This is a genomic window from Pantoea sp. CCBC3-3-1 (assembly GCF_007981265.1).
Classification (GTDB): domain Bacteria; phylum Pseudomonadota; class Gammaproteobacteria; order Enterobacterales; family Enterobacteriaceae; genus Erwinia.
In genome coordinates, this window is record NZ_CP034363.1 from 4,502,600 (window position 1) to 4,519,434 (window position 16,835).

At 49.9% G+C, this 16,835-nt stretch carries 30 protein-coding genes; 2 read left to right on the top strand and 28 right to left on the bottom strand.

Annotation, left to right across the window (positions count from 1 at the left end; translation table 11 throughout):
• The first annotated feature begins 52 nt into the window (after positions 1–52).
• Both trkA and mscL read left to right on the top strand, forming a co-directional pair.
• The gene (trkA, locus tag EHV07_RS21060; protein ID WP_147200071.1) at positions 53–1,429 is read left to right on the top strand and encodes a Trk system potassium transporter TrkA; all 1,377 of its coding nucleotides are present in this window, start codon (positions 53–55) and stop codon (positions 1,427–1,429) included.
• Between the two features lie 127 nt (positions 1,430–1,556).
• Entirely contained in the window at positions 1,557–1,967 is a 411-nt protein-coding gene (gene mscL / locus EHV07_RS21065; protein ID WP_147200072.1) for a large-conductance mechanosensitive channel protein MscL, read from the top strand.
• 41 nt (positions 1,968–2,008) lie between these two features.
• Here mscL and EHV07_RS21070 read toward each other — a convergent pair whose 3' ends face one another.
• The 28 genes from EHV07_RS21070 to rplB all read right to left on the bottom strand — a co-directional run bounded on the left by EHV07_RS21070 (position 2,009) and on the right by rplB (position 16,819).
• Positions 2,009–2,215, bottom strand: coding sequence for an alternative ribosome-rescue factor A (locus tag EHV07_RS21070; protein ID WP_147200073.1), 207 nt, complete (start codon positions 2,213–2,215; stop codon positions 2,009–2,011).
• Positions 2,216–2,270: 55 nt separating this feature from the next.
• Positions 2,271–2,693, bottom strand: coding sequence for a Zn(2+)-responsive transcriptional regulator (gene zntR, locus EHV07_RS21075; protein WP_147200074.1), 423 nt, complete (start codon positions 2,691–2,693; stop codon positions 2,271–2,273).
• Positions 2,693–3,064, bottom strand: coding sequence for a DUF1992 domain-containing protein (locus EHV07_RS21080; protein ID WP_147200075.1), 372 nt, complete (start codon positions 3,062–3,064; stop codon positions 2,693–2,695). Before EHV07_RS21080 ends, zntR begins: the two co-directional genes overlap by 1 nt.
• A 111-nt stretch (positions 3,065–3,175) precedes the next feature.
• A complete protein-coding gene (gene rplQ / locus EHV07_RS21085) occupies positions 3,176–3,559 on the bottom strand; it encodes a 50S ribosomal protein L17 (protein ID WP_120458461.1) in 384 nt (127 codons plus the stop codon).
• Between the two features lie 40 nt (positions 3,560–3,599).
• On the bottom strand, positions 3,600–4,589 hold the full coding sequence (gene rpoA / locus EHV07_RS21090; protein WP_002919219.1) for a DNA-directed RNA polymerase subunit alpha: 990 nt from the start codon (positions 4,587–4,589) through the stop codon (positions 3,600–3,602).
• 25 nt (positions 4,590–4,614) lie between these two features.
• Complete coding sequence (gene rpsD, locus EHV07_RS21095; RefSeq protein ID WP_133847020.1) at positions 4,615–5,235, bottom strand: 30S ribosomal protein S4; 621 nt, start codon at positions 5,233–5,235, stop codon at positions 4,615–4,617.
• Positions 5,236–5,267: 32 nt separating this feature from the next.
• Entirely contained in the window at positions 5,268–5,657 is a 390-nt protein-coding gene (gene rpsK / locus EHV07_RS21100) for a 30S ribosomal protein S11 (RefSeq protein ID WP_034899652.1), read from the bottom strand.
• A 16-nt stretch (positions 5,658–5,673) separates the two neighbouring features.
• Positions 5,674–6,030: a 30S ribosomal protein S13 gene (rpsM, locus tag EHV07_RS21105; RefSeq protein WP_048917626.1), complete on the bottom strand. Its 357-nt coding sequence runs from the start codon at positions 6,028–6,030 to the stop codon at positions 5,674–5,676.
• Positions 6,031–6,166: 136 nt separating this feature from the next.
• The gene (rpmJ, locus tag EHV07_RS21110; protein WP_020322760.1) at positions 6,167–6,283 is read right to left on the bottom strand and encodes a 50S ribosomal protein L36; all 117 of its coding nucleotides are present in this window, start codon (positions 6,281–6,283) and stop codon (positions 6,167–6,169) included.
• Between the two features lie 31 nt (positions 6,284–6,314).
• Entirely contained in the window at positions 6,315–7,646 is a 1,332-nt protein-coding gene (gene secY, locus EHV07_RS21115; RefSeq protein ID WP_124233601.1) for a preprotein translocase subunit SecY, read from the bottom strand.
• Positions 7,647–7,653: 7 nt separating this feature from the next.
• Positions 7,654–8,088: a 50S ribosomal protein L15 gene (gene rplO / locus EHV07_RS21120; protein ID WP_147200076.1), complete on the bottom strand. Its 435-nt coding sequence runs from the start codon at positions 8,086–8,088 to the stop codon at positions 7,654–7,656.
• A 3-nt stretch (positions 8,089–8,091) separates the two neighbouring features.
• Positions 8,092–8,271, bottom strand: a complete 180-nt coding sequence (gene rpmD, locus EHV07_RS21125; protein WP_004160569.1) for a 50S ribosomal protein L30 — start codon at positions 8,269–8,271, stop codon at positions 8,092–8,094.
• 5 nt (positions 8,272–8,276) lie between these two features.
• A complete protein-coding gene (rpsE, locus tag EHV07_RS21130) occupies positions 8,277–8,777 on the bottom strand; it encodes a 30S ribosomal protein S5 (RefSeq protein ID WP_147200077.1) in 501 nt (166 codons plus the stop codon).
• Between the two features lie 14 nt (positions 8,778–8,791).
• Complete coding sequence (rplR, locus tag EHV07_RS21135) at positions 8,792–9,145, bottom strand: 50S ribosomal protein L18 (protein ID WP_004160572.1); 354 nt, start codon at positions 9,143–9,145, stop codon at positions 8,792–8,794.
• A 9-nt stretch (positions 9,146–9,154) separates the two neighbouring features.
• Positions 9,155–9,688, bottom strand: a complete 534-nt coding sequence (gene rplF / locus EHV07_RS21140) for a 50S ribosomal protein L6 (RefSeq protein WP_147200078.1) — start codon at positions 9,686–9,688, stop codon at positions 9,155–9,157.
• 10 nt (positions 9,689–9,698) lie between these two features.
• Positions 9,699–10,091 carry a 30S ribosomal protein S8 gene (gene rpsH, locus EHV07_RS21145; protein WP_147200079.1) on the bottom strand — a complete coding sequence of 131 codons (393 nt, stop codon included), beginning with the start codon at positions 10,089–10,091 and terminating at the stop codon, positions 9,699–9,701.
• Positions 10,092–10,121: 30 nt separating this feature from the next.
• Positions 10,122–10,427: a 30S ribosomal protein S14 gene (rpsN, locus tag EHV07_RS21150; protein WP_062749332.1), complete on the bottom strand. Its 306-nt coding sequence runs from the start codon at positions 10,425–10,427 to the stop codon at positions 10,122–10,124.
• Between the two features lie 14 nt (positions 10,428–10,441).
• Complete coding sequence (gene rplE / locus EHV07_RS21155) at positions 10,442–10,981, bottom strand: 50S ribosomal protein L5 (RefSeq protein WP_056232433.1); 540 nt, start codon at positions 10,979–10,981, stop codon at positions 10,442–10,444.
• Between the two features lie 14 nt (positions 10,982–10,995).
• Positions 10,996–11,310, bottom strand: coding sequence for a 50S ribosomal protein L24 (gene rplX, locus EHV07_RS21160; protein ID WP_147200080.1), 315 nt, complete (start codon positions 11,308–11,310; stop codon positions 10,996–10,998).
• A gap of 10 nt (positions 11,311–11,320) precedes the next feature.
• Positions 11,321–11,692, bottom strand: coding sequence for a 50S ribosomal protein L14 (gene rplN / locus EHV07_RS21165; RefSeq protein WP_004160583.1), 372 nt, complete (start codon positions 11,690–11,692; stop codon positions 11,321–11,323).
• Between the two features lie 302 nt (positions 11,693–11,994).
• Positions 11,995–13,305, bottom strand: a complete 1,311-nt coding sequence (locus tag EHV07_RS21170; protein ID WP_254446371.1) for an 8-oxoguanine deaminase — start codon at positions 13,303–13,305, stop codon at positions 11,995–11,997.
• Positions 13,306–13,773: 468 nt separating this feature from the next.
• Positions 13,774–14,028, bottom strand: coding sequence for a 30S ribosomal protein S17 (gene rpsQ / locus EHV07_RS21175; RefSeq protein ID WP_147200082.1), 255 nt, complete (start codon positions 14,026–14,028; stop codon positions 13,774–13,776).
• Positions 14,028–14,219: a 50S ribosomal protein L29 gene (gene rpmC / locus EHV07_RS21180; protein ID WP_024966580.1), complete on the bottom strand. Its 192-nt coding sequence runs from the start codon at positions 14,217–14,219 to the stop codon at positions 14,028–14,030. The genes rpsQ and rpmC overlap by 1 nt, the downstream gene beginning before the upstream one ends.
• On the bottom strand, positions 14,219–14,629 hold the full coding sequence (gene rplP / locus EHV07_RS21185) for a 50S ribosomal protein L16 (protein ID WP_002438716.1): 411 nt from the start codon (positions 14,627–14,629) through the stop codon (positions 14,219–14,221). Before rplP ends, rpmC begins: the two co-directional genes overlap by 1 nt.
• Before the next feature lie 12 nt (positions 14,630–14,641).
• Positions 14,642–15,340 carry a 30S ribosomal protein S3 gene (rpsC, locus tag EHV07_RS21190; protein WP_002919766.1) on the bottom strand — a complete coding sequence of 233 codons (699 nt, stop codon included), beginning with the start codon at positions 15,338–15,340 and terminating at the stop codon, positions 14,642–14,644.
• A 17-nt stretch (positions 15,341–15,357) separates the two neighbouring features.
• Positions 15,358–15,690, bottom strand: coding sequence for a 50S ribosomal protein L22 (rplV, locus tag EHV07_RS21195; protein WP_000447532.1), 333 nt, complete (start codon positions 15,688–15,690; stop codon positions 15,358–15,360).
• A 12-nt stretch (positions 15,691–15,702) separates the two neighbouring features.
• Positions 15,703–15,981 carry a 30S ribosomal protein S19 gene (rpsS, locus tag EHV07_RS21200; protein WP_013204132.1) on the bottom strand — a complete coding sequence of 93 codons (279 nt, stop codon included), beginning with the start codon at positions 15,979–15,981 and terminating at the stop codon, positions 15,703–15,705.
• A gap of 16 nt (positions 15,982–15,997) precedes the next feature.
• Positions 15,998–16,819, bottom strand: a complete 822-nt coding sequence (gene rplB / locus EHV07_RS21205; RefSeq protein WP_147200083.1) for a 50S ribosomal protein L2 — start codon at positions 16,817–16,819, stop codon at positions 15,998–16,000.
• Positions 16,820–16,835 lie beyond the last annotated feature (16 nt).

A 16,835-nucleotide genomic window follows, 5' to 3' on the forward strand; every position in this document is an offset into this window, starting at 1 on the left:
GCGGCCAGCCAGTCCCTGGCCGCATCCGAACTCCTTCAAGCAGACAAGCACAATGAAAATAATCATTCTTGGCGCGGGTCAGGTGGGCGGCACGCTCGCGGAAAACCTGGTTGGCGAAAACAACGATATTACGGTAGTCGATACTGATGCGATCCGTTTGCGCCAGCTACAGGATAAATACGATCTTCGGGTAGTACAGGGACACGGTTCTCACCCTCGCGTTCTTCGGGAAGCGGGAGCCGAAGATGCCGATATGCTGGTTGCTGTAACTAATTCTGATGAAACGAATATGGTGGCCTGTCAGATTGCCTATTCGCTCTTCAATACGCCAAACCGTATCGCACGTATTCGTGCCCCCGATTATATACGCGATGCCGATAAGCTCTTTATTCCTGAAGCGGTTCCTATCGATCATCTGATCTCCCCGGAACAGCTAGTAATCGATAATATTTATCGGCTAATCGAATACCCGGGTGCGCTTCAGGTTGTTAATTTCGCTGAGGGGAAAGTCAGCCTGGCGGTGGTTAAAGCCTATTACGGCGGTCCGCTCGTGGGTAATCCGCTGGCTATAATGCGCGATCATATGCCTCATATTGATACGCGTGTGGCGGCCATTTTCCGTCAGGATCGCCCAATTCGACCTCAGGGCTCGACAATTGTTGAAGCTGGCGATGAAGTGTTCTTCATTGCCGCAAGCCAGCATATTCGGGCAGTCATGAGCGAGTATCAGCGCCTGGAGAAGCCTTATAAACGTATCATGATCGTGGGTGGCGGCAATATTGGCTGTGGCCTCGCTCTACGCCTTGAGAAAAACTATAGTGTGAAACTGATTGAACGTAATCAGCAGCGGGCCGCAGAGCTGGCAGAGCTTCTCCAGAATACGATTGTCTTTTATGGTGATGCTTCCGATCAGGAACTTCTCGCTGAAGAACATATCGATCAGATCGATCTCTTTATCGCTATTACTAATGACGATGAAGCCAACATTATGTCAGCGATGCTGGCAAAAAAAATGGGGGCAAAAAAAGTCATGGTGCTGATCCAGCGGAAAGCTTATGTGGATCTTGTCCAGGGCAGCGTAATCGATATTGCTATTTCACCGCAGCAAGCCACAATCTCGGCATTGCTTAGCCATGTACGTAAGGCTGATATTGTCGGTGTCTCCTCTCTTCGTCGCGGCGTTGCAGAGGCTATCGAGGCTATTGCTCATGGTGATGAAACAACATCTCGCGTTGTCGGCAGAATGATCGACCAGATAAAACTTCCGCCCGGTACAATCATTGGTGCTGTCGTACGTGGCGATGACGTAATGATTGCTAATGACAATCTTCGTATCGAACAAGGCGACCATGTCATCATGTTCCTGACCGATAAAAAGTTCGTGCCGGATGTCGAGCGTTTGTTCCAGCCAAGTCCATTCTTCCTTTAATTATCTCCGGGCGCTTCATTCCGCCCGGTATTTCACCCGCGTGATAATTGAATAATCTTAGTAATCGCCATGGAAAAAGCTCAGTCGTTTGTTAGACTTACCAATTGGCACACGAATGGAGATAACAATGAGTTTACTGAAAGAGTTTCGCGATTTTGCAATGCGCGGCAACGTTGTTGACCTGGCGGTCGGTGTCATTATTGGTGCTGCGTTTGGTAAGATCGTTTCTTCTCTGGTGGCAAATATCATTATGCCGCCACTGGGATTATTGATTGGTGGTGTCGACTTTAAGCAGTTTAGCTGGGTTCTTAAACCTGCCGCTGGTGATGCGCCCGCAGTTATTATGCAGTATGGCGTATTCCTGCAATCCATCTTTGATTTTGTCATCGTTGCTTTTGCCATCTTCATGGCGATTAAACTGATGAACAAACTCCATAAGAAAAAAGAAGTGGAAAAGCCTGCGCCTAAAGTGACTGCCGAAGAGAAGCTGCTTACGGAAATCCGCGATTTGTTGAAACAGCAGAACAGCCAGCCTTAACAGCGCTATAAGTTCAGAAACCGCCTGTTATGGCGGTTTTTTTATGCGGCTAAAAGAAGAAAGCCAGTGGTAAAGCTGTCTTTACCACTGGCCTCCCAGGAACCTTTTTTGCCGTGTTTATCTTTACGCCGGTAACTGCCTTTCCCCTTCAGATTAACTTCAGTTCTTACTCTGAACAGGGGATCGTGCAGGAGTGCTTCAAGTGCATTGTCACGAATTATGCCTTTCTTATGCTGATACTTAGTCACAACATTTTCCTCATGTGGTTGCTGCTGAAGAATATAGAAGCGGAAGACTAAAAGGTCAATCGGCTGCTGTCGCAAGCGATCCTTTTTCCAGGGCTTCCAAAATAGAACAGTACAGGCTGCTGTGCGCTGTTCCACAACAGGCATCATTTAGCCTTTCAAGAGAACGCTGCATATTTTGCAGTTCCGCAATCATACCTTCTACTTCCAGCAGCCTGGTTTGCACAATGTTTTTAGATTCCTGGCAGGTATGATGTTCTGGATCTACTCGGATCGAAAGCAGTTCGCGAATAGCTTCAAGACTAAATCCAAGCTGCCGGCCATAGCGTATAAATCGCAAACGCTGTAAATCATTTTCACTATAAAGACGGAAACCGCCTTCAGTACGAATCATATGATCCATCATTTGCTGTTTTTCGTAGTAGCGAATGGTGTCAGGTGTGACATCCGCAAGCTTAGCCAGCTGGCCTATTTTGTACATTACGCTTCTCCATCGAATCGCTGATTGAGCTGTGCGCCATAGTCACCCCGCAAGAAATCAGTACTTAATCCCGCCTGACGTAATTTAGCTTCCAGTAAAACAAGACGCTTTGAATGTGCCTGATAGTTATCATCTGAGGAATCAATTCCTGCCAGAAGTTCTTGCAGTTCAATAGCTTCGCGACGCATCTCAAGTTCGGGTGGCAGAAAACCAGAGTTTTTCATTAGCCTGTAAGCAGCGCGCAGCTCAGGAGGAACGTGGCTGTCGTCATCTAATATCAGCTTTTTACCACTGCCGGCCAGATTGTCGAAATCGCCATTTTTTTGTGCTTCAGAGACGTGTTGCTCTACCAATTGATCAATCAGCCACATAATGACCTCGCGATTTGAAGGAGAGAATACAGGATAGCGTGTTGCAGGAAAGAGGGGAAATTCAGGACATAAAAAAACCGGGCAAGCCCGGTTTTTCCAAGATGCGGCAGATTACTCTGCTGCTTCTGCTTGAGCTTCTGGACGATCAACCAGCTCGATGTAAGCCATCGGAGCGTTGTCACCAGCGCGGAAGCCACACTTCAGAATACGAGTGTATCCACCGGCACGGCTCGCGAAACGCGGGCCCAGCTCGTTAAACAGTTTTGCCACGATCTCGTTATCACGAGTACGGGCGAATGCCAGACGACGATTAGCTACGCTGTCGGTCTTGGCAAGAGTAATCAGCGGCTCAACTACACGACGCAGCTCTTTCGCTTTTGGCAGGGTCGTCTTGATGATCTCATGACGAACCAAAGAGCCAGCCATGTTGCGGAACATAGCCTGACGATGGCTGCTGTTGCGGTTCAGTTGACGACCACTCTTACGATGGCGCATGACCTTATCCTTCTCAGTGAAACCTTAACCTGTGATCGGGTTATTCATCAGCAATGCTAGCTGGCGGCCAGTTTTCCAGGCGCATGCCCAGAGACAGACCACGAGAAGCCAGCACATCTTTAATCTCAGTAAGAGATTTTTTACCAAGGTTAGGCGTTTTAAGCAGCTCAACCTCGGTACGCTGTACCAGATCACCGATGTAGTGGATAGCTTCTGCCTTAAGGCAGTTAGCAGAGCGGACAGTCAATTCCAGATCGTCAACAGGGCGCAGCAGGATCGGATCGAATTCTGGTTTCTCTTCTTTCACTTCCGGCTGACGTACATCACGTAAGTCGACGAAAGCTTCCAGTTGTTCTGCCAGGATGGTTGCCGCACGGCGGATCGCTTCTTCAGGATCAATAGTGCCGTTGGTTTCCATTTCGATGACCAGCTTGTCCAGGTCAGTACGCTGTTCTACACGCGCTGCTTCAACATTGTAGGCGATACGCTCTACAGGGCTGTAACAGGCGTCGACCAACAGACGACCGATCGGGCGCTCATCTTCTTCCGAATGAATTCGGGCAGAAGCCGGCACATAACCACGACCACGCTGAACTTTGATACGCATGCTGATAGCCGCGTTCTCATCAGTCAGGTGGCAGATCACGTGCTGCGGCTTGACGATTTCGACATCACCATCATGGGTGATATCGGCTGCAGTCACAGGGCCAATGCCAGATTTATTCAGAGTGAGAATAACTTCATCTTTCCCCTGAACTCTTACCGCCAGCCCTTTCAGGTTGAGCAGGATTTCCAGGATATCTTCCTGTACGCCCTCTTTGGTGCTGTACTCATGTAGTACACCATCAATTTCAACCTCGGTCACCGCGCAACCCGGCATTGATGAAAGCAGAATACGGCGCAGTGCGTTACCAAGAGTATGGCCAAAGCCACGCTCTAAAGGCTCAAGGGTCACCTTGGCGTGCGTCGAACTCACTTGCTCGATATCTACCAGGCGCGGTTTTAGAAACTCTGTCACAGAACCCTGCATTGTGTCCTCTCTTTGGTACTAAGCTTTACTTGGAGTAAAGCTCGACGATCAGGTGTTCGTTAATGTCCGCAGACAGATCGGTACGTTCAGGAATACGCTTGAACACACCTTCCATCTTAGTTGCATCAACTTCCAGCCAGGTTGGCTTTTCACGCTGTTCAGCCAGCTCCAGAGCGGCTTTCACGCGAGACTGCTTTTTGGCTTTCTCACGGATGCTAACAACGTCATTCGGAGTTACCTGATAAGAAGCGATGCTAACAACGCGGCCGTTTACCATGATGGATTTGTGGCTAACCAGCTGACGTGCTTCTGCACGAGTGGCGCCAAAGCCCATACGATAAACTACGTTGTCCAGACGACCTTCCAGCAGAGCTAACAGGTTTTCACCCGTGTTGCCTTTCAGACGTGCTGCTTCTTTATAATAGTTACGGAACTGACGCTCCAGCACGCCGTAGGTACGACGAACTTTTTGCTTTTCACGTAACTGTACGCCATAGTCAGACAGACGCGGTTTACGCGCACCGTGCTGGCCAGGGGCTTGTTCAATCTTACACTTGGTATCAATCGCGCGAACGCCAGACTTCAGGAAGAGGTCTGTACCTTCGCGACGGCTCAGCTTGAGCTTAGGACCCAAATATCTTGCCATTTTCTTTCTCCAACTATCCTAAAAAACGGGCGTTATACGCGACGTTTTTTCGGCGGACGACAACCGTTGTGAGGGATCGGAGTCACATCAGTAATATTCGTGATGCGGAAACCAGCAGCGTTCAGAGCACGAATCGTTGATTCGCGGCCTGGACCTGGACCCTTAACCATAACTTCCAGGTTCTTAATACCGTACTCTTTCACGGCGTCTGCGCAACGTTCAGCGGCAACCTGTGCAGCGAACGGCGTAGATTTACGAGAACCACGGAAACCGGAACCACCGGCTGTTGCCCAACCCAGCGCATTACCCTGACGATCGGTAATAGTAACGATGGTGTTGTTGAAAGATGCATGGACATGAGCCACGCCATCAGAGACTTGCTTTCTTACACGCTTGCGTGCACGAACTGGTGCCTTTGCCATTATTCAATCACCCCGATTATTTCTTGATCGGTTTACGCGGACCCTTGCGGGTACGTGCGTTGGTCTTGGTACGCTGACCGCGTACTGGAAGACCACGACGATGACGTAAACCACGATAGCAACCAAGGTCCATAAGACGCTTGATGCTCAGGGTGACTTCACGACGCAGATCGCCTTCAACAACAAACTTTGCAACTGCGTCACGCAGAATGTCGATTTGTTCTTCAGACAGCTCACTGATCTTAACATTTTCAGCGATACCCGTTGACGCACAGATAGCCTGTGAGCGGGTTTTGCCGATACCGAAAATTGCGGTTAATGCGATAACGGTATGTTTATGATCAGGAATGTTAATGCCTGCTATACGGGCCACTATGCACTCCTATTTAATTACGTATGCGTCCCATGCCGAAAAGCCCGTTTTCAGGATACTCAAATGGAAACGCATAGACATACAAAAGATTGGCTGGCTAATCTAGCCAGCTCAACCCAACTTTGCAAGAAAAATATTAGCCCTGACGCTGTTTATGCTTAGGCTCGGCGCTGCAAATCACACGTACGACACCATCACGACGGACGATTTTGCAGTTACGACATAATTTCTTGACGGAAGCACGAACTTTCATTTTTACTCTCCGTAACTTCTCAAGCGCCTGATTAACGGCCGTAGCCTTTCAGGTTTGCTTTCTTCAATGCAGACTCGTACTGACTTGACATCATCAGAGTTTGCACTTGAGCCATAAAGTCCATGATGACAACGACTACGATCAGCAGTGATGTACCGCCAAAGTAGAATGGAACTTTCATCGCATCACGCATGAACTCCGGGATTAGGCAGATGAAAGTAATGTAGAGCGCACCAACTAATGTCAGGCGTGTCATTACTTTATCGATGTACTTCGCCGTCTGTTCTCCCGGACGAATTCCTGGTACAAATGCACCAGACTTCTTCAGGTTATCTGCTGTTTCACGCGGGTTGAAAACCAACGCCGTGTAGAAGAAACAGAAGAAGATGATTGCAGTCGCATAGAGTAGCACATAAAGCGGCTGGCCGGGCTGCAAATACATTGAAATAGTTGTCAGCCAGTTCCATCCGGTTCCGCCCCCGAACCACGACGCGATGGTCGCTGGGAACAGAATAATGCTGGAAGCAAAGATTGCCGGGATAACCCCTGCCATATTCACTTTCAACGGTAAATGTGTGCTCTGCGCAGCATAGACACGACGGCCTTGCTGACGTTTCGCATAGTTCACCACAATGCGGCGTTGACCACGCTCAACGAAAACAACGAAGAAGGTCACTGCAAATACGAGAACTGCAACCAACAGCAACAGGAGGAAGTGCAGGTCGCCTTGCCGCGCTTGCTCGATGGTATGGCCAATGGCCGGCGGCAGACCCGCAACAATACCAGCGAAGATTATGATAGAGATACCGTTACCGATACCTCGCTCAGTAATCTGTTCACCCAGCCACATCAGGAACATTGTTCCGGTAACCAGGCTGACAACAGCGGTAAAGTAGAAGGCAAAGCCTGGGTTTAACACCAGGCCCTGCATTCCAGGCATATTCGGTAAACCGGTAGCAATACCGATTGACTGAAATATACCCAGTACCAGAGTGCCGTAGCGGGTGTACTGGCTAATCTTACGACGGCCAGCCTCCCCTTCTTTCTTTATTTCTGCTAACGCTGGATGAACCACCGTCAGCAGCTGGATAATAATAGAGGCCGAGATATACGGCATAATACCCAGAGCAAAGATAGAAGCACGACTCAGTGCACCACCAGAGAACATGTTGAACATTTCAATGATGGTGCCACGCTGTTGCTCAAGCAGTTTGGCAAGTACAGTGGCATCGATACCAGGGATTGGAATAAAAGAGCCAATGCGGAAAACAATCAGCGCACCAATAACAAACAGAAGTCTGCGTTTTAGTTCGCCAAAACCACCCTTGGCACTTTGAAAATCTAATCCCGGTTGCTTAGCCATCTGCTACTTATTCCTCAATTTTACCGCCAGCAGCTTCGATTGCAGCACGAGCGCCTTTAGTGACACGCAGACCGCGAACCGTTACCGGTACAGCGACTTCGCCAGACAGCATAATTTTAGCGAATTCAATCTGAATACCGATAATGTTAGCTGCTTTCAGCGTGTTCAGGTCGACGATCCCGCCTTCAACTTTCGCCAGGTCAGACAGACGCACTTCTGCGGTTACTGCTGCTTTGCGAGAGGTGAAACCGAATTTCGGCAGACGACGGTACAGAGGCATCTGACCACCTTCGAACCCGCGACGTACGCCACCGCCAGAACGAGAGTTCTGACCTTTGTGACCACGACCACCGGTTTTGCCGAGGCCAGAACCGATACCACGACCCAAACGCTTAGAAGCGTGTTTAGACCCTTCGGCCGGAGACAGAGTATTTAAACGCATCTGTTACTCCTCCACTTTAACCATGTAGGAAATCGCGTTAACCATACCGCGTACAGCTGGCGTGTCTTCACGCTCTACGGTGTGGTTAATACGACGCAGACCCAGGCCAAGCAGCGTTGCCTTGTGTTTCGGCAAACGTCCGATCGAACTACGGGTTTGAGTAATCTTAATAGTCTTCGCCATGGTCATTACCCCAGAATGTCTTCAACGGATTTGCCACGCTTGGCAGCGACCATTTCTGGGGAATTCATGTTGGCCAGGCCATCCAGCGTTGCACGAACCACGTTGATCGGGTTAGTGGAACCGTAGGCTTTAGCCAGAACGTTATGAACCCCAGCGACTTCCAGAACGGCGCGCATTGCACCGCCGGCAATGATACCGGTACCTTGAGAAGCTGGCTGCATGAACACACGAGAACCTGTGTGCACACCTTTAACAGGGTGCTGCAGGGTGCCGTCGTTCAGCGCGACGTTGATCATATTGCGACGGGCTTTTTCCATCGCTTTCTGGATCGCTGCTGGAACTTCACGCGCTTTACCGTAACCAAAACCGATGCGACCGTTACCGTCACCTACCACTGTCAGAGCAGTGAAGGAGAAAATACGACCACCTTTAACGGTTTTCGATACGCGATTTACCGCGATCAGCTTTTCCTGCAGTTCGCCAGCTTGTTTTTCGATGTGTGCCATCTTACACCTCTACCTTAGAACTGTAGGCCAGCTTCACGGGCAGCATCTGCCAGTGCCTGGACACGACCATGATATTGGAAACCAGAGCGGTCGAAAGAAACACCAGTGATGCCTTTTTCGATTGCGCGCTCAGCGACTGCTTTACCAACAGCTGCGGCGGCGTCTTTGTTTCCAGTGTACTTCAGTTGCTCACTGATTGCTTTTTCTACTGTAGAAGCAGCAACCAGGACTTCAGAACCGTTTGGAGCAATTACCTGTGCGTAAATATGACGCGGGGTACGATGTACCACCAGGCGAGTTGCACCCAGCTCTTTGAGCTTGCGGCGTGCGCGGGTCGCACGACGGATACGAGCAGATTTCTTATCCATAGTGTTACCTTACTTCTTCTTAGCCTCTTTGGTACGCACGACTTCGTCGGCGTAACGAACACCCTTGCCTTTATAAGGCTCAGGACGACGGTAGGCGCGGATATCAGCTGCAACCTGACCAACCATCTGCTTATCAGCGCTTTTCAGCACGATTTCAGTCTGGCTTGGACATTCAGCAGTAACTCCGGCTGGCAGCGCGTGTTCAACTGGGTGAGAGAAGCCAAGAGCTAAACTCACTGCGTTGCCTTTCACGGCCGCACGATAACCTACACCAACCAGCTGCAGCTTCTTAGTGAAGCCTTCGGTAACACCGATAACCATACCGTTCAGCAGTGCGCGAGAAGTACCAGCCTGCGCCCAAGCATCCGAGAAACCTTCGCGCGGAGCGAAAGTCAGGGAGTTGTCAGCATGCGTAACTTCTACAGCAGCGTTGATGGTACGAGTCAGCTCGCCGTTTTTACCTTTAATCGAAATAACCTGACCGTCGAGTTTTACCTCTACGCCGGCAGGAATGACGACAGGTGCTTTAGCAACACGAGACATTTATCCTCCGTTAAGCTACGTAGCAGATAATTTCGCCACCAAGACCAGCCTGGCGCGCTGCACGATCGGTCATAACACCTTTAGAGGTAGAAACAACAGCGATACCCAGTCCAGCCATTACTTTTGGCAGTTCGTCTTTGCGCTTGTAGATACGCAGACCTGGACGGCTTACACGCTGAATGCTTTCTACCACAGCCTTGCCCTGGAAATACTTAAGAGTCAGTTCCAGTTCTGGCTTGGTGTCGCCTTCGATTTTAAATTCTTCGATATATCCTTCTTCCTTCAGCAGCTTGGCAATTGCCAATTTCAGCTTGGAGGAAGGCATGGTCACCGCAACTTTGTTTGCGGCTTGACCGTTACGGATACGGGTCAGCATATCCGCGATCGGATCTTGCATGCTCATCTGTATTTACTCCCGTGATTCAATTGGTAATTACCAGCTAGCCTTTTTCAAGCCAGGTACTTCACCGCGCATAGCGGCTTCACGCAACTTGATACGGCTCAACCCGAATTTGCCCACATAACCATGTGGACGGCCAGTTTGGCGGCAGCGGTTACGCTGACGAGACGGGCTTGAATCACGCGGCAGAGTTTGCAGCTTGAGAACAGCATTCCAACGTTCTTCGTCAGATGAGTTCACACTAGAGATGATAGCTTTTAATTCCTCGCGTTTAGCGCGGTATTTATCAGCCAGTTTTACGCGAACGACTTCGCGTGCCTTCATCGATTGCTTAGCCATGAAGTAACCCTACCTTACTTGCGGAACGGGAAGTCAAAGGCAGCCAGCAGAGCACGGCCTTCATCGTCAGATTTCGCAGTAGTGGTAATGGTAATATCCAAACCACGAACGCGATCGACTTTGTCATAGTCGATTTCTGGGAAGATGATCTGCTCACGAACGCCCATGCTGTAGTTACCACGACCGTCAAATGACTTAGCGGACAAGCCACGGAAGTCACGGATACGAGGTACAGCAATAGAGATCAGACGTTCAAAGAACTCCCACATGCGCTCGCCACGCAGAGTCACTTTACAGCCGATCGGATAGCCCTGACGGATTTTGAAGCCTGCAACAGATTTGCGTGCTTTGGTGATAAACGGCTTTTGACCGGAGATTGCTGCCAGATCGGCTGCTGCGTTATCCAGCAGTTTCTTGTCAGCGATCGCTTCACCAACACCCATATTCAGGGTGATCTTCTCGACCCGAGGGACTTGCATGACAGAATTGTAGCTAAACTCAGTCATGAGTTTTTTAACTACTTCGTCTTTGTAGTAATCATGCAGTTTCGCCATCGTACTACTCCAAATTACTTGATAGTTTCGCTGTTAGACTTGAAGAAACGGACTTTTTTGCCGTCTTCGAATCTAAAGCCTACACGGTCAGCCTTGCCGGTAGCACTGTTGTAAAGCGCAACGTTAGAAACCTGAATAGCAGCTTCTTTTTCAACGATGCCACCTGGTTGATTCATAGCCGGGACAGGCTTAGAATGTTTTTTAACCAGGTTGATACCTTCAACAATGACCTTGCCAGAAGACAGGACATTTTTTACTTTACCGCGCTTACCTTTATCTTTGCCGGTCAGCACGATAACTTCGTCATCGCGACGGATTTTAGCTGCCATTTTTCGCTCCTTAGAGTACTTCTGGTGCCAGAGAGATAATTTTCATGAACTTTTCAGTACGAAGTTCACGAGTTACCGGCCCAAAAATACGCGTTCCGATAGGCTGCTCGCTGTTATTGTTTAAAATAACGCATGCATTACCATCGAAGCGAATGACAGAACCGTCCGGGCGACGAACACCCTTCCTGGTGCGCACCACTACCGCTTTCAGCACATCACCTTTCTTAACCTTACCGCGAGGAATTGCTTCCTTGATGGTAATTTTGATGATATCGCCTACGCCTGCGTAGCGACGGTGCGAGCCACCCAGAACCTTGATACACATTACGCGACGTGCACCGGAGTTGTCGGCGACGTTCAGCATAGTCTGTTCTTGGATCATTTTAGTGCTCCGCTAATGTCAACTACTACTTCGGGACCTGATTCAGGTCGTATAAAAGCCCCATAATTGAGGGCGCAGCATTATAACACCGCTTCTCGCTTATGGGTAGAAAAAATAAACGGCTCATATCGAGCCGATATTTGAACCTCGAATATGAGGAACGCGACATTCTAAGGAATTGTCTCGCCGGTAGCAATCGTATTCTGCACACTTCTTCAGCTTAATGAGCGATACAGGACAATTTGGGGGCCTGCGGATGAATAAAATGACGCTCTACCCCCTCACCTGTCGCTCAAAGGGTATCACGGCACGTAAAGTTGGGTCGCCAACGTGTTATGACGCTCGATGATGTTCGGCAGATCTGTATGCACCATAACCCCACCGCGTACTTTTACCTGACCATTGATAACGCTACAGGCAACCTTGCCAGGATTGCAAAACACCAATGCTGCCACGGGATCGTGTCCCGCACCTGCCAGACCGGGCTGGTTGAGATCGAATACGGCCACATCAGCCATCATTCCCGGTGCTAATGCGCCAATGTCATCCCGATTAAGAACCTTAGCGCCGCCCAGGGTAGCAATTTCCAGTGCCTGCCGCGCTGTCATAGCATCAGGTCCAAATCCTACGCGCTGAAGCAATAAAGCCTGACGAACCTCCGCTATTATGTCTGAAGTATCATTTGATGCCGAACCATCTACGCCCATACCAACCTTCATGCCTGCATCAAGCATTTTTCTCACTGGTGCAATTCCCGAGGCAAGCCGCATGTTAGAGCAAGGACAATGTGCCACACCGGTTCCGGTTCGGGCAAAAAGCTGAATACCGTACTCATCCAGCTTGACGCAATGAGCATGCCAGACATCCTGCCCTACCCAGCCCAGGTCTTCGACATACTGAGCCGGAGAACGGTTAAATTTTTCCCGACTGTAGCGAACATCATTATCGTTCTCGGCCAAATGCGTATGCATCGATACTCTATAGTGTCGGGCCAGCCTGGCCGACTCTCTCATCAAATCCTGACTGACTGAAAAAGGAGAACAGGGTGCAACGACGACTCTCAGCATCGAGCCTCGTTCCGCATCGTGATAGCGTTCGATAACACGCTGAGTATCCTCCAGGATAACGTTTTCCTTTTCTACCAGTGAGTCTGGCGGCAATCCGCCCCGGCTTTGGCCTACACTCATGCTTCCGCGGCTGGCATGAAAGCGCATGCCCATCCTGGCAGCCGCCTCAATACTGTCATCAAGCTTGCAGCCGTTCGGAAAGACATAAAGATGATCGCTGGAAGTGGTACAACCGGTAAGCATTAATTCTGCCATCGACATCATGGTCGAAATACGGATCATGTCTGGCGTCAGTTTTTGCCATAGCGGATACAGGTTAGTTATCCATTTAAAAAGTTCGCCATCCTGTGCCTCCGGGATCACCCGGGTCAGGCTTTGATACATATGATGATGCGTATTGATCAGACCTGGAATGGCGATATGACCTTTCAAATCAATCACTTCATCGGCAGTTGGCGGCAGCTCGTCCACTTTTCCAACGGCAACGATCGTATTGCCTTTAATCAAAATACTGCCGTTTTTGATTTCCCTTCTGTTGGCATCCATCGTCACTACGACGTCGGCGTTTTTTAACAACAGTGTACGTTGGGAACTCACTGTAGCTGGCGAGGCGTTAAAAGACAGGGCGCTGTTTTGCTGCGCTGACAGCAGCTGTGAAGAAACTGCCAGTAAAGGCAATGCCAGCAGTGTCCTGCGGGTGTAATCAGGCGAATCCTTTTGCATTTCTGTTTACCTGTTGTGACCAATATCAGAACTCCTGCTGCTGATACGAGCAGGGGTTACTCTTTCATGCATTTAAAATGCATAAGCAGCTTAAAGATCACACATATTTTTAACGTGACTGATATCACTTCTTGCGGGATTTAGTAATCAGAATAAGCGGCAGATCGATAAGCAAGAGGTAAGGCATTTGAAGCGCAGAGAGACGTAAAGGGGTAATCAACAGCAGGGATTTACAGGGAGTATAAAAGAAAAAACCCCCGACAAGCGGGGGTTTTTACAGAGGAAGCGTTCTTACAGAACAGCTTTCTCGATAACGCGAACCAGGGTCCAGGACTTAGTCTTGGACAGTGGACGGCACTCACGGATTTCTACCTTGTCGCCGATCCCACACTCATTGTTCTCGTCATGTACGTGCAGTTTGGTCGTACGCTTAATGAACTTACCGTAGATTGGGTGTTTCACGAAACGTTCGATAGCTACAACGATGGATTTCTCCATTTTGTCGCTAGTCACTCGACCTTGCAGAGTACGGATTTTATCGGTCATTACGCACCCGCCTTCTCAGTCAGTAAAGTCTTAACGCGTGCAACATCACGACGCACATTCTTCAACAGATGAGTCTGTTGCAGCTGGCCGGATGCTGCCTGCATGCGCAGGTTGAACTGCTCACGCAGCAGGTTAAGCAGCTCAGTGTTAAGCTCTTCAACGCTTTTTTCACGCAGCTCTGTTGCTTTCATTACATCACCGTCTTAGTTACAAAGGTGGTTTTGATAGGCAGTTTTGCTGCTGCCAGCTTGAATGCTTCACGGGCCAGCTCTTCCGGAACACCGTCCATTTCATACAGGACTTTACCTGGCTGGATCAAGGCAACCCAATACTCCACGTTACCTTTACCTTTACCCATACGCACTTCCAGCGGCTTCTCGGTAATTGGTTTGTCCGGGAATACACGGATCCAAATTTTACCTTGACGCTTAACTGCACGGGTCATAGCACGACGTGCTGCTTCGATCTGACGAGCAGTCAGACGACCACGGCCAACAGCTTTCAGACCGAAAGTACCGAAGCTAACATCCGTACCCTGCGCCAGACCACGGTTGCGGCCTTTGTGCACTTTACGGAATTTTGTACGCTTTGGTTGTAACATCAGCGACTCTCCTTACTTACGGCCTTTACGCTGCTGCTTTTTAGGTTGAGCAGCCGGTTCCGGTTGTTCAACAGCAGCCATACCACCCAGGATCTCACCTTTGAAGATCCATACCTTAACGCCGATTACACCATAAGTGGTGTGCGCTTCAGAGGTGTTGTAGTCAATGTCAGCACGCAGGGTGTGCAACGGCACGCGGCCTTCACGGTACCATTCAGTACGCGCGATTTCAGCACCGCCCAGACGGCCACTAACTTCAACTTTGATACCTTTAGCGCCCAGACGCATTGCGTTCTGTACAGCACGCTTCATAGCACGACGGAACATCACACGACGCTCCAGCTGTGAAGTGATGCTGTCAGCAACCAATTTAGCGTCCAGTTCCGGTTTACGGACTTCGGCGATATTGATCTGTGCAGGAACGCCAGCGATATCCGCTACGACCTTGCGCAGTTTTTCTACGTCTTCGCCTTTCTTACCGATCACGATGCCAGGACGAGCGGTGTGAATAGTCACACGGATGCTCTTAGCCGGACGCTCGATAACGATACGAGAAACAGACGCCTTAGCCAGTTCTTTTGTCAGGAACTGACGTACTTTAAAGTCGCTGTCCAGGTTGTCAGCGAATTCTTTGGTATTTGCGAACCAGGTAGAGTTCCAGGGTTTAACAATACCCAGGCGAATACCATTAGGATGTACTTTCTGACCCATTGCTAGTCTCCAGAGTCTCAGCGATCGGACACAACCACAGTAATGTGGCTGGTGCGCTTCAGGATGCGATCTGCACGACCTTTTGCACGAGGCATAATGCGCTTCATGCTTGGGCCTTCGTCTACGAAGATCTTCGTGACTTTCAGATCATCAATGTCAGCGCCATCGTTGTGTTCGGCGTTAGCAATGGCAGATTCCAGAACTTTCTTGACCAGTACAGCCGCTTTCTTATTGGTGTAGGTCAAAATGTCCAGAGCCTGCGACACTTTCTTACCGCGTACAAGATCTGCTACCAGGCGAACCTTCTGAGCAGAAGAACGAGCGTGGCGATGTTTAGCGATAGTTTCCATCTCTTCCTCCTGTTAGCGTTTCTTGGCTTTCTTATCAGCCGTGTGGCCGCGATAAGTACGGGTCGGTGCAAATTCACCCAGTTTGTGACCGACCATTTCGTCGGAAACAAAGACAGGAACGTGCTGACGACCATTATGGACAGCGATGGTCAAACCGATCATGTTAGGGAAGATCGTTGAACGACGGGACCAGGTGCGCAAAGGCTTCTTGTCTCCGCTTTCCACCGCTTTCTCTACCTTCTTCAGCAAGTGCAGGTCAATAAAAGGACCTTTCTTGAGAGAACGTGGCATGGCTTATCCTCTAAAATTATTTGCTACGGCGACGTACGATGAACTTATCAGTACGCTTGTTGCTACGGGTCTTCTTACCTTTGGTCTGCAGGCCCCATGGGGACACAGGGTGCTTACCAAAGTTACGACCTTCACCACCACCGTGTGGGTGATCGACTGGGTTCATCGCAGTACCGCGAACGGTAGGACGAACACCACGCCAACGAGCAGCACCGGCTTTACCCAGAACGCGAAGCATGTGCTCAGCGTTACCGACTTCGCCCAGGGTCGCGCGGCAGTCAGATTCGACTTTACGCATTTCACCAGAACGCAGACGCAGGGTAACGTAGGAACCATCACGCGCAACGATCTGCACGTAAGCACCAGCAGAGCGAGCAATCTGACCGCCTTTGCCTGGTTTCATTTCTACGTTGTGTACGGTGGAACCCACTGGGATGTTGCGCATTGGCAGGGTGTTACCTGCTTTGATCGCCGCATCAACGCCAGACTGAATCTGGTCGCCAGCTTTCAGGCCTTTAGGGGCCAGGATGTAACGGCGCTCGCCGTCTTTGTACAGAACCAGTGCGATGTTCGCAGAGCGGTTCGGATCGTACTCAAGACGTTCAACGGTTGCCGGGATACCATCTTTGTTGCGTTTAAAGTCAACAATACGGTAAGCCTGCTTGTGACCACCACCGATATGACGGGTAGTGATGCGACCATTGTTGTTACGGCCACCGGATTTGCTGTTCTTCTCGACCAGCGGGGCGAATGGTTTGCCCTTGTGCAGCTCCGCGTTTACCACTTTAACTACGTGGCGACGACCCGGAGATGTCGGTTTACATTTAACAACTGCCATTGTTCTTCTCCTCCGA

Bases quoted from the DNA above. Each gene is read 5' to 3' on its own strand.
- rplO (WP_147200076.1), bottom strand. From the start codon at position 8,088: ATGCGTTTAAATACTCTGTCTCCGGCCGAAGGGTCTAAACACGCTTCT.
- rplX (WP_147200080.1), bottom strand. From the start codon at position 11,310: ATGGCAGCTAAAATCCGTCGCGATGACGAAGTTATCGTGCTGACCGGC.
- rplR (WP_004160572.1), bottom strand. From the start codon at position 9,145: ATGGATAAGAAATCTGCTCGTATCCGTCGTGCGACCCGCGCACGCCGC.
- rplQ (WP_120458461.1), bottom strand. From the start codon at position 3,559: ATGCGCCATCGTAAGAGTGGTCGTCAACTGAACCGCAACAGCAGCCAT.
- rpsN (WP_062749332.1), bottom strand. From the start codon at position 10,427: ATGGCTAAGCAATCGATGAAGGCACGCGAAGTCGTTCGCGTAAAACTG.
- rplE (WP_056232433.1), bottom strand. From the start codon at position 10,981: ATGGCGAAACTGCATGATTACTACAAAGACGAAGTAGTTAAAAAACTC.
- rpsH (WP_147200079.1), bottom strand. From the start codon at position 10,091: ATGAGCATGCAAGATCCGATCGCGGATATGCTGACCCGTATCCGTAAC.
- rplF (WP_147200078.1), bottom strand. From the start codon at position 9,688: ATGTCTCGTGTTGCTAAAGCACCTGTCGTCATTCCTGCCGGCGTAGAG.
- EHV07_RS21170 (WP_254446371.1), bottom strand. From the start codon at position 13,305: ATGGATGCCAACAGAAGGGAAATCAAAAACGGCAGTATTTTGATTAAA.
- rpsE (WP_147200077.1), bottom strand. From the start codon at position 8,777: ATGGCACACATCGAAAAACAAGCTGGCGAACTGCAGGAAAAGCTGATC.
- rpmD (WP_004160569.1), bottom strand. From the start codon at position 8,271: ATGGCGAAGACTATTAAGATTACTCAAACCCGTAGTTCGATCGGACGT.
- rpmJ (WP_020322760.1), bottom strand. From the start codon at position 6,283: ATGAAAGTTCGTGCTTCCGTCAAGAAATTATGTCGTAACTGCAAAATC.
- trkA (WP_147200071.1), top strand. From the start codon at position 53: ATGAAAATAATCATTCTTGGCGCGGGTCAGGTGGGCGGCACGCTCGCG.
- rpsS (WP_013204132.1), bottom strand. From the start codon at position 15,981: ATGCCACGTTCTCTCAAGAAAGGTCCTTTTATTGACCTGCACTTGCTG.
- rplV (WP_000447532.1), bottom strand. From the start codon at position 15,690: ATGGAAACTATCGCTAAACATCGCCACGCTCGTTCTTCTGCTCAGAAG.
- rpmC (WP_024966580.1), bottom strand. From the start codon at position 14,219: ATGAAAGCAACAGAGCTGCGTGAAAAAAGCGTTGAAGAGCTTAACACT.
- zntR (WP_147200074.1), bottom strand. From the start codon at position 2,693: ATGTACAAAATAGGCCAGCTGGCTAAGCTTGCGGATGTCACACCTGAC.
- rpsK (WP_034899652.1), bottom strand. From the start codon at position 5,657: ATGGCAAAGGCACCAGTTCGTGCACGCAAGCGTGTAAGAAAGCAAGTC.
- rpsD (WP_133847020.1), bottom strand. From the start codon at position 5,235: ATGGCAAGATATTTGGGTCCTAAGCTCAAGCTGAGCCGTCGCGAAGGT.
- rplB (WP_147200083.1), bottom strand. From the start codon at position 16,819: ATGGCAGTTGTTAAATGTAAACCGACATCTCCGGGTCGTCGCCACGTA.
- rplP (WP_002438716.1), bottom strand. From the start codon at position 14,629: ATGTTACAACCAAAGCGTACAAAATTCCGTAAAGTGCACAAAGGCCGC.
- mscL (WP_147200072.1), top strand. From the start codon at position 1,557: ATGAGTTTACTGAAAGAGTTTCGCGATTTTGCAATGCGCGGCAACGTT.
- secY (WP_124233601.1), bottom strand. From the start codon at position 7,646: ATGGCTAAGCAACCGGGATTAGATTTTCAAAGTGCCAAGGGTGGTTTT.
- rplN (WP_004160583.1), bottom strand. From the start codon at position 11,692: ATGATCCAAGAACAGACTATGCTGAACGTCGCCGACAACTCCGGTGCA.
- rpsC (WP_002919766.1), bottom strand. From the start codon at position 15,340: ATGGGTCAGAAAGTACATCCTAATGGTATTCGCCTGGGTATTGTTAAA.
- rpoA (WP_002919219.1), bottom strand. From the start codon at position 4,589: ATGCAGGGTTCTGTGACAGAGTTTCTAAAACCGCGCCTGGTAGATATC.
- rpsQ (WP_147200082.1), bottom strand. From the start codon at position 14,028: ATGACCGATAAAATCCGTACTCTGCAAGGTCGAGTGACTAGCGACAAA.
- EHV07_RS21080 (WP_147200075.1), bottom strand. From the start codon at position 3,064: ATGTGGCTGATTGATCAATTGGTAGAGCAACACGTCTCTGAAGCACAA.